Genomic DNA, 13,761 nt, shown 5'->3' on the forward strand with positions numbered 1-13,761 from the left:
AACTATAGCAAAATGTTGACTAAAAATGGATATAACAGCGGCACTATAATTGCTGTTAATAAAGCACTTAGCGCCATTGCAACTGAGGAGTAAGCGCCTACTTTTGGATGCTCAGCAATAGCAGCAGCAGTCCCAATTGCATGGCAAGCTGTGCCCATTGCAACACCTTGAGATTCGTGATTAAAAAGATTAATGAGTTTAAAAAGCATAAAGCCAAATAAAGCGCCTAGTAAACCAATAAAAATAACTAAAGCCGCAGCAAGAGAGCTAATACCGCCTAATGAGTCGGTAACAATTAAAGATATTGGGGTTGTAACACTGAGAGCGGCAACAGATGCACTTAGCTGCGCAGGCGCACTAAATAGTATGCTTAGTAAAAATGCTACCACGGTTGCATTAACAATCCCTAAACTACATGTTGCGACTATGAGTAATAGGTTTTTTCGTACGTGTGTAAACTGTTGATATAGCGGAAGTGCTAAAGCCACAATCGCGGGCTCTAATAACCAGCTTAGTAATTTGCTGTGCGAGGCAAATTGCGTATAAGGCAAATTTAGGTTAATTAGTAATAAAGCGATAATACTAATACTTAAAAATACGGGGTTAGTGAGCGATTTAAATACGCTGTTTTTTATACTTTGGTTTACGGCCCTTAGTGCTAAAAATAATACAATAATAAAAGGAATACTTAGCCACCATAAATTAGGCTGTAGCTCTGATATTGTAGAAAAAGTAAAATTATTCATTATTTTCTTTTCCCTTAAAGTACGCAATTACACTGCTAACAAGCAACAAGGTAGTTATAGGGACTAGCACCACAACTGAGACTAAAAATGCCCAGTGTGATTTTATAAGGCCGAGGTGTTCAATAAATCCCACGCCCGCAGGAATGAAAAATATAGGCATAATATTTAAAATAGGGGAGGCGCATGGTTTTACGTGTTGCTCTTTTACAATACCAGATAAGAGTAAAACTAATAGAATAACCATCGCAAGTAACGGTGCAGGAAAGCTTCCACCAATAAAATGCATAATGAGTTTAGCTAAGGCCAAACATAGTAAAATAATAGCGCTACTGAGCAGATATTTCATCAAAGTGGCTCACAGAAAAGATAAGAGCTTAACTTTAACAAATCAAACTCTTTTATGCATTGTGCAATAGTCTACCAGTGCTTTGTGTTTGCGTAGGTTATATCCGCTTTTCCTTTTGCTTTAGCAATTGCTTTTTTAGTGTTTGGGTTTAGCAATAAGCGGATTTGGCTGAAGGTTTCTTTAGCGAGTATTTTTCGTTGGTTTGGTTTGTAGCTAAGTTGTGTAACACGTTTAATAGCAGCAAGCGTATCTGGTGAACGCTCAAGTAATGTATCGAGCATGTTTTGCGTTGCTTGCTGAGTATCATCGGTAAGTTTAGTAACCAAACCTAGCTCATTTGCTTGTTGTGCAGTGATTGGGTTTGCGTGGCTTGCAAGCCAAAGTGCTTGGTCGCGCTTAACTAAACCGCTCATCATTACATTTGCTCCCATATCGGGGCACAATCCCCAACGCGCTTCCATAATGGCAAGTTTGGCATCAATATTAACAACTCTGTAATCTGCCCCCAACGCTATTTGCAAACCACCCCCTAAACAGTTGCCATCAATTTGTGCAATAACGGGCACACTCAGTGACTGCCAGCCTAATACTACTTTTTGCGCTAAATTTTGATTGCCAGGTAACCATTTAAGCAATAATTTCACTATGTTCATTGGTGTAGCCATTACTGCAGATATATCAAGGCCTGCACAAAAATGCTCGCCATCGCCTTTTATTACCACAGCACGAATACTGCGATCTCTTTTTATATTTTTAATGGCTTTGTTTAGCTCTACAAACATTTCAAAGCTTAATGCATTTTGTTTTTTTGCTCTGCTAAGCGTGACAGTTGCAATGCCATTTTGTTTTTCTAGTTTTATCATTACACACTCCTCTGACCTGTTGCTTGAGCTTATGTTGTTATAGGAATTAAGTAAAGTGACGGTATTTCTTAAATAAATGGAATTTATTTCTAAAGCTGTAGTCTTAATAAATTGGTTTTAGATGAGAAAAAGCTAAATAATTAGAACTTGAGATAATAAAATTCTTCACGTTGTTATTTTAAGCTTAAATTATAAAAAGTAACCTTTATATTCAATAGGTTAGATGAATTGTTGTTTGTTGTTTTAGTTGTATGCTGAATAAAGCATGACTCGGTTACAAAAAAGTCAGTGTTTTAGGCTTTTTTTTATCAAAATGATGATGAGATTTGATAATATAGTCCAACTTAAAAGCTTAAGGTTAAGCACATATGTCGGGTCCACGTTTATATACGGTAGAAGAAGCCACTCACCAAGCTTATGATATTTTTTTAGAGTTAGCGCCAAATAACTTGAGTGAAAAAGATGTTGAAGACTTTAATGAGTTTAGAGAAGACCTAGGCTTCATTGAAGAAGACGAGCCAGATGATCAGTGGCAAGACTTTGTAGCCCTTGAAATAGAGCCAGAGCACTTTATTCAGGTGTTGGTTGGTTTAGAATTTGAAAATGATGATGTTTTGTTTGCTAAAATTTTGATTAGTCGTGATAAAGATGCTCCGTTTTGTCATATTTTATGGAAAGAAACTGAATAAGCAATACTGCTTATTTTTATAATTGTGTGCAGAGAGAGTGTTGTGCGTAAGTATTTATTTTTAATTTTTTTAATAATTAGCTGCCCAAGTTGGGCCGTTGATCCATTTGAAGATTTTCATGAATATGGCAAGCTCTCTGATGAAGAAATTCATGAGTTACACAAAGGTGAAATGTTTTACGGCGATACCGAATTTGGCTTTATTCTAAGCAAAGGTAACACCAATTCGACCAGTTTTAAGCTCAAAGGTAATTTATATCAAGACTTTGAAAAGTGGCGTAACCAATTCAAAATAGACTCTCTTTATAAGCGCGATGAGAACGACGAAAGCGGTGGCACTGATGTGACAGCTAATCGGATTTTTGTATCAGCGCAAGGTAACTATAAAGTAGGTGTTAAAAACTCTTCATTTTTTATTTACGGCGATTACGAAGAAGATGAGTTTAGTGGACTTGATTTTAAAAGTACGGTGGCGACAGGCTACGGTGCGCGTGTATATCAAGGTTCTAAAAACAAAGTAGATATTGATATAGGACCTGGTTTATATCGTTCAGTAGCTGATGAAGATTCGGATGTGAGCGAAGATGAAATCAATAAAACCGGTTATTTAGTACGTGTTGCAATGCAGTGGGAACGTTTGGTTTCTAAGCGTACTCGTTTTAATCAAGATGTGAGTATAGAGCAGTCGCTCTCAGGTCTTAATTCTCGCTTAAAATCGGAAACCGCACTGATAAGCCAAGTGATTGGCGCGGTATCACTCAAATTTACCTATATGTATCGTTATAATTCAAAACCCGAAGATGATAAACTCAAGTTTGACTCAGAGCTGAGTGCTACATTGGTGTACAGCTTTTAAGTATTTATTTAATTTAGAGAATATTATGTATCAGCATAAACAGTATGCGGTGTTTATCTTTTTTGTATTAGCGTGGATAGGCAGTTTTGTAGCGCTTGCATGGAACTTGTTAGGCGCTGATGGACCTTTAATGATATTTACTGGGATTTTAGTGCTGGTGGGCTTTTTGTTCCATGGTCTAACAGTAAAAGTAGATGATAAAAAAATTAGCTGGGCGTTTGGCCCAGGCGTTGCAGGGCAAAGCATTGAGCTTGGCGAAGTAGTAGAAGCTAAGGCAGTTCAAAACTCTTACAGACACGGTATTGGTATGCGAATTACCCACGATGGTTGGGTGTATACAGTATCTGGCTTTAGTGCAATACAGCTAACGCTTAAAGATGGCACTTTGTATCGAGTTGGCACAAACGATCAAAAAGGTTTACTAGCCGCTTTAAAAGAAAAGAATGTATCAATCGCGCTGCCTAGTAAGGCAAAAACTGAAACAGTTAAGCGCAACAATATGATATAAAAAAAGCGCCTTAGGCGCTTTTTTTAATTGGTATAACAGTGTATTAGTGGTCGTGACCACACCCACCTTCACCATGTACATGACCATGAGTAAGTTCTTCTTCGGTTGCATCACGTACTTCTAGTATTTCCACATCAAAGTTAAGTGTTATGCCTGCAAGTGGGTTATTACCATCTACAATAACTTCTTCATCTTGGATATCGATGATCATTACTGATTGGTCACCATCGTCTGTTGATGCACGAAATTGCATGCCGACTTCAATTTCCATACCTTCAAACATCGACTTAGGTACAGCTTGCATTAGGTTATCGTGGCGTTCGCCATAACCTTCATCAGGTTCAACTTTTACGCTAAGTGTGTCGCCTGGTTGTTTGCCTTGCAAAGCATTTTCTAGGCCTGAAATTAAGTAGCCTGTGCCAATGATAAAGTGTAGTGGCTCACCACCGAACGAATTATCAATGCTATTGCCATCATTATCCATTACCGAATAATGCATTTTTACCACTTTGTTTGCCGCAACGATCATAGTCATTCCTATTTATTCATCTTCAAGAGAGTAGGGTAGAGGCAGAATGCTTAGCTCCACCTGAGGTGTGTGTTTTGCACGAAGTACCTGAGTTACATCAGTATCGTTTGGCAACACAACAAGGCCGGTTAATTTTTTTGTTTGTTCATTAAAGCTTTGTGCAATAAGTTTACCCGCACGGCGCCAGTTTTCGCCTAATTGGGTTTCCAAATCAGGCTCTGAAAGTATCCCTTCGCTTTGACCTGAGACTATATACATTGCACGCTTATTTTTACCTAGGTACTTCATGCGAGCCACAGTTTCTTGACCGGTATAACACCCTTTTTTAAAGCTTATACCGCCAATAGCATGTAGGTTTACCATTTGAGGAACATACTCGCCAATTGCATCTGCACTTAACTGAGGTTCACCTGCAAGCATAGATGCTTGTTGCCAAGGAGCTTCGTTATCAAGTGTAGATACGTCATCAGGCATACTAAACTGACTATCAACCATTAATAAAACACGGTTATCAGCTAATTTTAGTGCTTTCCCGTTTTCAAAGTCACACGCGCTCGCATCACCTTCAAAGTTAATATCAAGTTGTGCGAGTACATCCGATAAATCATCACCAATGAGACCAATTAATCGCTTTGTGCATGCACTAATGTCAACTTTTGCAAATACGGCATACTTTTTTAGCTCGGCTAACGATTTTTCTACTTCGTTTTCGCTGCCTGTAAGGTAGTAGCTGTCTTGATAAGAAAATAATTTAAATACGCCCCAAAGTTTACCTTTAGCGCTGCAATGGCCAGCCCACAAATAATTACTGCTGGTTAATTTATTTAGATCTTGAGTGATTTGCCCGTGTAAATAAGATAATTTATCAGCGCCTGAGAGGCTAATAAGTTGATGAGATAACGGACATGCATAAACGCTCGACATAAAAACCTTCTTTGCAATAGAAATGAAGTGACATAATAACGCAGTTGTTACGTATGGTACAGACAAGCGCTTATTGGTGCGGGTTTATTGTTTAATAAGAGATTAATAGCTGCTAAATAGGCTTGTGTTTGTTAAACTTAAGTCAATTAAGTATGAGGTTTAAAATGGTTGAAATTCATAGTAAAGCACGTATTCGTTGGGCCTGTCGTCGTGGCATGTTAGAGCTAGATGTTTTGTTTATGCCGTTTGTAGAAGAAGCATACGACTCTTTAAACGCAGAGCAGCAAGCTATCTTTCAGCGTTTGCTCACAGAAGAAGATCCTGATTTATTTGCATGGTTTATGGGCCATCAAGAGTGTAAAGATGAGCAACTAAATAGCATGGTTCAGCTTATCTTAGACCGAGTTCGTGTATAGGTTTACGGTTACAAATAATAAAGCTGACCACAAACCTATTGTGGTCTTTTTTTGTATGCTCGGTTTAATATTATGCCTATTTTTAAGTTCAGTATTAGCCATTATTTTTTGCTTAGTAATGAATGTGACCGCTGGTTTTGTAGTTTGGCAAAAAGTGTTAGCGATTCATCCAACCGATGGCGTTATAATATTAGAGCCTAAGCTATTTAGGTTTGAGGGCGGGAGCTTAAAAATCCAGGGTGAAATTAGTAAAAAAAGCCGCTTTTATGGCAATAGCATTTGGCTGCATATTAAGGGTTTTAGTGACAACCATTGGCTAATAATTTCAGCCAATGGTGTTAACAAACAAAGCTATGCGCGTTTAAAACGTGCTACTTTAAGCGCGATTAGTTGCGCTGAGGAGTCAAAATAGTCGGTGTTGGGTTTTCATTTTGTTCTGGGTAATCAATAGTATAATGTAGGCCTCTGCTTTCTTTTCGCTCCATTGCACTTCTGATAATGAGTTCTGACACTTGTACTAAGTTACGAAGCTCAAGCAAGTTATTACTTACTCTAAAGTTTGCATAATAATCGTGTATTTCTTGCTGTAGCAACTCAACTCTATGCAGTGCACGTTCTAAGCGTTTAGTAGAACGTACAATACCTACATAATCCCACATAAATAAACGTAGTTCATGCCAGTTATGGGTAATAACTATTTCTTCATCAGAGTTACTAACACGGCTTTCATCCCAATGAGGTAGAGCCATTGGCTCTGGTGCTTGTTCAATTTTACTTAAAATATCTTTAGCTGCGGCGTGGGCAAACACAATACATTCTAATAGAGAATTACTTGCCATACGGTTTGCACCATGTAGGCCTGTGTAAGCGACTTCGCCAACTGCATATAAGTTATCGAGATCTGTTTTACCGTTAAAGTCGGTCATTACGCCACCACAAGTGTAATGTGCAGCAGGTACAACTGGGATTGCTTCTTTTGTTATATCAAGCCCTACACTTAGGCATTTTGCGTAAATAGTAGGAAAGTGCTCAATAATAAAGTCTTTATCTTTGTGGCTAATATCTAAATAAACACAATTAGCACCTAAACGCTTCATTTCAAAATCGATTGCGCGTGCCACTATATCGCGTGGAGCGAGTTCTTCACGGCTGTCAAAGTCTTTCATAAAACGAGTACCATCAGGTCGTTTTAAATAAGCCCCTTCACCGCGCATTGCTTCTGTAATTAAAAAGTTTTGTAGCTCTGGATGATAAAGGCTTGTTGGATGAAATTGATTAAACTCCATATTGGCAACTTTACAGCCAGCGCGCCATGCCATTGCAATGCCATCACCACTTGATACATCCGGGTTAGATGTATACAAATACACTTTGCTTGCGCCACCAGTGGCAAGGGCAACAAATTTAGCTGAAATGGTTTCTACCTTTTTAGCTTTTTTGTTCCACACATACATACCCTCAATGTGTGAGCCTGTTTTTCCGGCGCTTTTATCTGTAATTAAATCAATGGCATTGTATTGTTCTAGGAGCGTTATGTTCTTATGAATTTTAACTTGGCTAATAAGTGTGGTTTGCACCGCTTTACCAGTAGCATCGGCTGCATGCAAAATACGACGATGGCTGTGACCGCCTTCACGTGTTAAATGAAAACGCTCTTTTCCTTTGCTATCAAACTCCATATCAAAGGGAACACCTTGATCGATTAACCACTGTAGGCAATCGTGAGCATTGCTGGCAGTATAATGAACAGCGTCTCTGTCGCATAAACCGCCGCCCGCATCGAGTGTATCTTCAACATGAGATTCTATGCTGTCGTTTTGTTTATCAAATACAGCTGCTATACCACCTTGAGCATATAAAGTAGAACCTTCTGTAAGCGCTCCTTTACTGATCACGGTAACGTTACAATAATTAGCGAGAGATAATGCAAGTGATAAGCCTGCTGCGCCGCTACCTATAATAGCGACATCTGCAATGTGATGTTTATTTTGGTTCATGTCAGAGGTACTTTGCGGTTACAATGCCCATATAGAGCAATATTTGTTTTTAATATCTGTAGTTGTACCATATTTGTCATACTACTACGTAGTGATTTTAAAGGCTTAGCGCCGTTATTTATCATCTATTTTATAAAAAAATAATATTAAGCAGAACTTTTTATTCATAAAGAGGTCAGAGTATTTGTGAACAATGACGACAATATGAATAACAAGCAAAAATCAGACATAGGAGTACCGGCTCGAATGAGCGAGCAGGAATTAGATTTAGTGCTAGTAAAAAGGGTCCAGCAAGGAGATAAAAACGCCTTCAACCTATTAGTAAAGAAGTATCAAAACAAAATTGCAGGTTTGATCTCACGTTATGTATCAAACCAAGGCGATATTGCTGATGTAGCACAAGAGGCTTTTATTAAAGCTTACCGTGCACTTCCTAACTTTAGAGGTGACAGCGCCTTTTACACGTGGTTATACCGTATTGCCGTTAATTGTGCTAAAAATTACTTAGTAGCCCAGGGGCGTAAGCCGCCAGCAAATGATATAGACGCCGAAGATGCCGAGTTTTATGATTGTGCAGATTCAATGCGATCTAATGCATCTCCTGAAAACCTACTTTTAAGCGAAGAAGTACGCGCTGTTATTTTTAATACGATTGATAGTTTGCCTGAAGATCTTAAAACCGCAATCACCCTTAGAGAAATTGAAGGGATGAGCTATGAAGAAATAGCAGTGGTAATGGATTGCCCGGTCGGGACTGTGCGTTCGCGTATATTTCGTGCCCGTGAAGCAATAGATAACAAATTAAACCCATTAATAGGCGAGTCTTAGTATGACAAAAGCACACCTTAACAAGTTAGATAACGAAGCGTTATCGGCATTACTTGATGGCGAGCAACATCTGACTGATGCAAAAATTGCAGAGCAAGATGTAACTACGTTTGGCCGTTATGCGTTAATTGGTGATGCGATGCGTGCTCAAAAAAATAATAACGACATACATATTGATATTAGCGATCGCGTTGCATTAGCACTAGAAAGCGAGCCTGTTTATGCTGACTTTAGTCAGTCAAAAACACAGCCTCAAGCAATCACTGAAACGGTACAAGATAATAAAGTAGTGGCTTTTAATTGGCGCAAGCCAGTTGCTCAACTAGCAATTGCAGCCAGTGTGGCAATGTTTGCTATTGTAGGCGTTAATACGTTACCTCAAAGTAACAACGAGCAACAAAGCGAAATTCCATTACTACAAACCACACCGCTGACAGGTATGGCATCGCCAGTAAGTTACTCATCTGAGCCTGCGCTTGAAAATGCAGAGCAAGGTTTACGTGAATTACAGCAACAACGTATTGGTGCATTAGTTCTTGAGCATCAACGCCAAGCACGAGTTGCGAATTCTTTAGAAACAGCGCAAAATAATACCAAAGCGTCTGAGGAAAAAAACTAATTAAATGAAAGTAATCACTTTTGTTCTGTCGTTGGTAGTAAGCTTTAATGCATTTGCCAACGACACAAATCCTGCCAAAGATTTATTACTAAAAATGGCTAATGCCGTTCACACCCGTAATTTTGACGCTTCGTTTGTGGTTGTCAAAGGTAAAACAATGGAACCCTACCGATGGGTGCATGCTTTACAAGGTGACACAGAACTTGAGCATTTAAGTTTACTTAACGGTGCTGGGCTTGAAATGGTCCGTATTGACAACCAAGTTACTTATTTTGAACCTCAGTCAGAACCATATTCCCTAAAAACAGATTCAATAGCTGGTCCAATTCCTGAAGTACTTTTTAAAGATATAGATCGCTTAAGCGCGCACTATGATTTTGTACTAGGTGGTAAAGGTCGTATTGCAGGGCGTGCTGCACAACTAGTTCGCATAGAATCTAAAGACGAGTATAAATATAATTATTGGATTTGGCTGGATATGGAATCGTCGTTGTTACTAAAAGCCGCTTACGTTAACCACGAAGGTGAAGCTTTAGAGCAGTTACAGCTTACTCATATTAGTGTGACAGAGCAGCCAGCAGGTATGTTACTTGAAGTGCTCAATCGAAACTTTCCAACGCCGTTACCAAACGATGCACTTGTAAATGAAGATAGTACTGCTACTAATTGGCAAATCAGTTGGTTACCAGATGGCTTTGAATTACTAAAATCAGACAGACATAAGCTCGATTTAAATAACGAATTAACAGACTATTACTTGTTCTCTGATGGTTTTGTTGAAATTTCGGTATTTATTCAGCGTCCATTGCCGGGTAAGCGTTTAAGTGGTGCACTAACCTCTGGTGCAACGACAGTATATGTGCATAATGGCGGTAATTTTGATGTATCGGTTGTTGGTAATGTACCGAGTATGACCGCAAAAGCGATTGCTGAGTCAGTTACCCGCGCATTATAAACGATTCGTAAGGATTGTTATGATTGAACAAACCCTCACTGTTGTGGCCCTCGATGGCCACATTGCTCATTTAGAAGCACAACAAAAACAAGCATGTGAAGGCTGCAATGGTCGTTGCGGCTCACAAGTGTTTGGTAAACTGTTTGGCACTGCAAAAAAAACCTTCCCTTATAAATTTGAATCCTCTGTTGAAGTAGGACAAAAGGTAACCTTGTCACTTGACGATAGTCACGTCGTTAAGCATGCATTTGCGGTATACATGCTTCCGCTCCTTCTAAGTTTGGTTTTTGCACTGATTGCAGCGCAATTGTTTATGGCTTCCGAAGGTTGGCAAATTTTAGCTGCAGCTTTAGGTGGTGTTACTGGCTTTTTTATAGCTAAAACTCGCGTGAGATCGCTAAAGCACGATATAAAAGTTATAAAAATTCACCCAATTAGTATCCCTTTAACTCAAATAGATGGTGATTGACGCCAATTAAATGTAAAATTGCCGTTTTATACCAAAGTAACTTGGAAATACAGGGAATAGTGGTTTTTAAAATTATTTTATCTAGTTGGGTTATTTAAGTTAATAAAGCATAACTTATTGTTATTTAATAAATAAAATAATTGTAACCGATCTTAAAAAGCGTGAGTGAAGTCTGTAACTTACAAACTGAGCTTATGGCATCCTAAAGTAAGTATTTTCAAGTCACTTAGGTATTCATATTTAGTCCATTAAAATAGAAGTATAGAATCCAGTTTATGAAGCATATCCGTAATTTTTCGATCATCGCCCATATTGACCATGGTAAATCGACCCTTTCAGATCGTTTGATCCAAGTTTGTGGCGGTTTAACCGACCGTGAAATGCAAAAACAAGTTTTGGATTCAATGGATATTGAGCGCGAACGTGGTATTACCATTAAAGCGCAAAGTGTAACGTTGAATTACAAAGCGAACGATGGTGAAACTTATCAACTTAATTTCATCGATACTCCAGGGCACGTTGATTTTACGTATGAAGTATCGCGTTCTTTAGCCGCATGTGAAGGTGCGCTACTCGTTGTTGATGCAGGCCAAGGCGTTGAAGCACAAACATTAGCTAACTGTTACACCGCTATTGAAATGGAATTAGAAGTAATTCCAGTACTTAACAAAATCGATTTACCGCAAGCAGATCCTTTGCGCGTTGCAGAAGAAATTGAAGAAATTATTGGTATTGATGCCCTTGATGCAGTGCAATGTAGCGCTAAAACGGGTGTAGGTATTGCCGAAGTACTCGAAATGATTGTTAGAGATGTTCCACCGCCAGTAGGCGACAAAGACGCACCTCTACAAGCGCTTATTATCGATTCTTGGTTTGACCCATACCAAGGTGTTGTATCACTTGTGCGTATTAAACACGGTGAATTACGCACAGGCGACAAAATAAAAATAATGTCGAACGAGCATATACATACAGCTGACCAAGTAGGTGTGTTTACACCTAAGCAAACTAATACCGGTATTTTAAGAACAGGTGAAGTAGGCTTTGTTATTGCTGGCATTAAAGAGATACATGGTGCACCAGTTGGCGATACTATTACTCATCAAAAAAATGCTGCTCCACTTCGTTTACCTGGTTTTCAAAAAATTAAGCCACAGGTTTATGCAGGTATGTTTCCAATTGCATCAGATGAGTATGAATCGTTCCGTGATGCACTTAATAAATTAAGCTTAAACGATGCGTCGTTATTCTTTGAACCAGAGAATTCAACTGCACTAGGTTTTGGTTTCCGCTGTGGCTTTTTAGGTATGCTACACATGGAAATCATTCAAGAGCGTTTAGAGCGTGAATACGATATTGATTTAATTACAACGGCACCTACGGTAATCTATGAGATAGTTACTAAAGAAGGTACATTCCAGATTGATAACCCGTCTGATTTACCTGCAGTAAACGATATTTTAGAAATTCGTGAGCCGATTGTTGAAGCTAATATTTTGGTACCACAAGAATACTTAGGTAATGTTATTACTTTGTGTATTGAAAAACGCGGTAGCCAAACAAAAATGACCTATCACGGAAAGCAAGTAGCTGTTACGTATGAGCTACCTATGGCTGAAGTGGTAATGGACTTTTTTGATAAATTAAAATCAACAAGCCGTGGTTTTGCATCGCTTGATTATAACTTTAAACACTTTCAAACATCAGATATGGTGCGTGTTGATATTTTAATCAATAGTGAGCGTGTTGACGCACTTGCGATTATTGTTCACAGAGACGGTGCACAGTCTCGTGGTCGTCAATTAGCTGATGCATTAAAAGAGCTTATTCCTCGTCAAATGTTTGATATTGCGATTCAAGCAGCTATTGGACAACACGTTATTGCACGTACTACGGTAAAACAGTTACGTAAAAACGTAATTGCTAAGTGTTACGGTGGCGATGTGAGTCGTAAGAAAAAGCTACTTAAAAAGCAAAAAGATGGTAAAAAACGTATGAAGCAAGTAGGTAATGTTGAAGTGCCTCAAGAAGCGTTTTTAGCTATTTTAAAAGTTGGTAAATAAAAACAAAGGATTATAAATGGCTGGTTATTTTTCAGTTTTATTGGTGCTATTAACCTTAGGCTCAGGCTTAATATGGTTAATAGATCACTTAATGTATGCACCTAAAAGACAGGAACGCTTAGCGATAGCGCAAACGTCTGCTGGAGCTCCGTTAGATGAAGAAACTGCGGCATTAATTGCACCAGAACCAGTACTAACAGAAACAGCAAAGTCGATTTTCCCGATGATTGCAGCAATTACTATTTTTAGATCATTTATTTTTGAACCGTTTCAAATTCCATCTGGTTCAATGATGCCTACACTGTTAGTGGGTGACTTTATTTTAGTACAAAAGTATTCATATGGAATAAAAGACCCAGTTTGGCGCACTCAGTTAGTTGACGTAGGTGAGCCAGAGCGTGGTGATATTGTTGTTTTTAAATACCCTTTAGATGAAAGTGTTGACTATATTAAACGTACGATTGGTTTACCTGGCGATAAAATTGTTTATCGTGATAAACGTTTATATATTCAGCCAAACTGTAAAGAAGGCGAAACCCAACAGGGTGAGCTTTTATGTAATGAATTCAATAAAATTGATTTTAAACTAATTAATGATAACGAATTTAAACAAGGCCCAATGCCTCTAGCTCGTGTGAATGAAAATTTAACAACAGTTACGCATGATATATTAATCAACCCACAAGCGCCTGAAAGAAAAGGGCGTTACTATCAGCAACCGGGCACGCCTTCTGATGAATGGACTGTTCCTGCTGATCATTATTTTATGATGGGTGATAACCGCGACAACAGCCAAGATGGTCGCTTTTGGGGCTTTGTACCAAAAGAAAACTTGGTGGGTAAAGCTGTCTTTATATGGATGAGTTTTGAATTTGAGAATGGCCCTGATGATATTTTACCAGGATGGGTTCCAACTGGTGTTCGCTTTGAACGCCTAGGTAATATTCAGTAACG

The 13,761-nt window shown here is 38.7% G+C and carries 17 protein-coding genes; 11 read left to right on the top strand and 6 right to left on the bottom strand.

The window, feature by feature from the left end; genetic code table 11:
• Positions 1–2 precede the first annotated feature (2 nt).
• The 3 genes from I6E80_RS02450 to I6E80_RS02460 form a co-directional block, all read right to left on the bottom strand.
• The gene (locus I6E80_RS02450; protein ID WP_197184696.1) at positions 3–746 is read right to left on the bottom strand and encodes an LrgB family protein; all 744 of its coding nucleotides are present in this window, start codon (positions 744–746) and stop codon (positions 3–5) included.
• Positions 739–1,092 (bottom strand): CidA/LrgA family protein, encoded by a 354-nt coding sequence (locus I6E80_RS02455; protein ID WP_024598764.1) that lies wholly within the window; start codon positions 1,090–1,092, stop codon positions 739–741. The genes I6E80_RS02450 and I6E80_RS02455 overlap by 8 nt, the downstream gene beginning before the upstream one ends.
• Positions 1,093–1,163: 71 nt before the next feature.
• Positions 1,164–1,955, bottom strand: coding sequence for a crotonase/enoyl-CoA hydratase family protein (locus tag I6E80_RS02460; RefSeq protein WP_197184697.1), 792 nt, complete (start codon positions 1,953–1,955; stop codon positions 1,164–1,166).
• Between the two features lie 368 nt (positions 1,956–2,323).
• Between I6E80_RS02460 and I6E80_RS02465 the strand changes: the two genes are divergently transcribed.
• Genes I6E80_RS02465 through I6E80_RS02475 form a run of 3 tightly spaced genes read left to right on the top strand, consistent with a single transcriptional unit; the run spans position 2,324 to position 4,007 of the window.
• A complete protein-coding gene (locus I6E80_RS02465) occupies positions 2,324–2,644 on the top strand; it encodes an HI1450 family dsDNA-mimic protein (RefSeq protein WP_007581697.1) in 321 nt (106 codons plus the stop codon).
• 42 nt (positions 2,645–2,686) lie between these two features.
• Complete coding sequence (locus I6E80_RS02470; protein WP_024598762.1) at positions 2,687–3,499, top strand: DUF481 domain-containing protein; 813 nt, start codon at positions 2,687–2,689, stop codon at positions 3,497–3,499.
• A gap of 25 nt (positions 3,500–3,524) precedes the next feature.
• Positions 3,525–4,007, top strand: coding sequence for a hypothetical protein (locus I6E80_RS02475; protein WP_024598761.1), 483 nt, complete (start codon positions 3,525–3,527; stop codon positions 4,005–4,007).
• A 43-nt stretch (positions 4,008–4,050) separates the two neighbouring features.
• Here the strand turns inward: I6E80_RS02475 and I6E80_RS02480 are convergent, their stop codons facing one another.
• Positions 4,051–4,536 carry a peptidylprolyl isomerase gene (locus I6E80_RS02480; protein WP_007581704.1) on the bottom strand — a complete coding sequence of 162 codons (486 nt, stop codon included), beginning with the start codon at positions 4,534–4,536 and terminating at the stop codon, positions 4,051–4,053.
• A gap of 12 nt (positions 4,537–4,548) precedes the next feature.
• Positions 4,549–5,460: a folate-binding protein YgfZ gene (locus I6E80_RS02485; protein ID WP_024598760.1), complete on the bottom strand. Its 912-nt coding sequence runs from the start codon at positions 5,458–5,460 to the stop codon at positions 4,549–4,551.
• A 164-nt stretch (positions 5,461–5,624) separates the two neighbouring features.
• On the opposite strand from I6E80_RS02485, the gene I6E80_RS02490 reads away from it, so the two are divergent.
• Positions 5,625–5,876, top strand: coding sequence for a succinate dehydrogenase assembly factor 2 (locus I6E80_RS02490; protein ID WP_024598759.1), 252 nt, complete (start codon positions 5,625–5,627; stop codon positions 5,874–5,876).
• Positions 5,877–5,931: 55 nt separating this feature from the next.
• Complete coding sequence (locus I6E80_RS02495; RefSeq protein ID WP_024598758.1) at positions 5,932–6,288, top strand: hypothetical protein; 357 nt, start codon at positions 5,932–5,934, stop codon at positions 6,286–6,288.
• On the opposite strand, the gene nadB is transcribed toward I6E80_RS02495, so the two are convergent.
• Positions 6,263–7,873: an L-aspartate oxidase gene (nadB, locus tag I6E80_RS02500; RefSeq protein ID WP_024598757.1), complete on the bottom strand. Its 1,611-nt coding sequence runs from the start codon at positions 7,871–7,873 to the stop codon at positions 6,263–6,265. The genes I6E80_RS02495 and nadB overlap by 26 nt on opposite strands.
• Before the next feature lie 246 nt (positions 7,874–8,119).
• Between nadB and rpoE the strand changes: the two genes are divergently transcribed.
• From rpoE to lepB, 6 genes are all read left to right on the top strand, one after another.
• A complete protein-coding gene (rpoE, locus tag I6E80_RS02505) occupies positions 8,120–8,701 on the top strand; it encodes an RNA polymerase sigma factor RpoE (protein WP_002958721.1) in 582 nt (193 codons plus the stop codon).
• Between the two features lies 1 nt (position 8,702).
• Positions 8,703–9,320 carry a sigma-E factor negative regulatory protein gene (locus I6E80_RS02510; protein WP_197184698.1) on the top strand — a complete coding sequence of 206 codons (618 nt, stop codon included), beginning with the start codon at positions 8,703–8,705 and terminating at the stop codon, positions 9,318–9,320.
• Between the two features lie 4 nt (positions 9,321–9,324).
• Complete coding sequence (locus I6E80_RS02515) at positions 9,325–10,275, top strand: MucB/RseB C-terminal domain-containing protein (protein ID WP_024598755.1); 951 nt, start codon at positions 9,325–9,327, stop codon at positions 10,273–10,275.
• Positions 10,276–10,294: 19 nt separating this feature from the next.
• Positions 10,295–10,744, top strand: coding sequence for a SoxR reducing system RseC family protein (locus I6E80_RS02520; RefSeq protein ID WP_197184699.1), 450 nt, complete (start codon positions 10,295–10,297; stop codon positions 10,742–10,744).
• Between the two features lie 275 nt (positions 10,745–11,019).
• On the top strand, positions 11,020–12,807 hold the full coding sequence (lepA, locus tag I6E80_RS02525) for a translation elongation factor 4 (RefSeq protein WP_024598753.1): 1,788 nt from the start codon (positions 11,020–11,022) through the stop codon (positions 12,805–12,807).
• A 16-nt stretch (positions 12,808–12,823) separates the two neighbouring features.
• Positions 12,824–13,759 (top strand): signal peptidase I, encoded by a 936-nt coding sequence (lepB, locus tag I6E80_RS02530; protein WP_024589998.1) that lies wholly within the window; start codon positions 12,824–12,826, stop codon positions 13,757–13,759.
• Positions 13,760–13,761 lie beyond the last annotated feature (2 nt).

Source organism: Pseudoalteromonas sp. NSLLW218 (assembly GCF_015864775.1).
Lineage (GTDB): Bacteria > Pseudomonadota > Gammaproteobacteria > Enterobacterales > Alteromonadaceae > Pseudoalteromonas.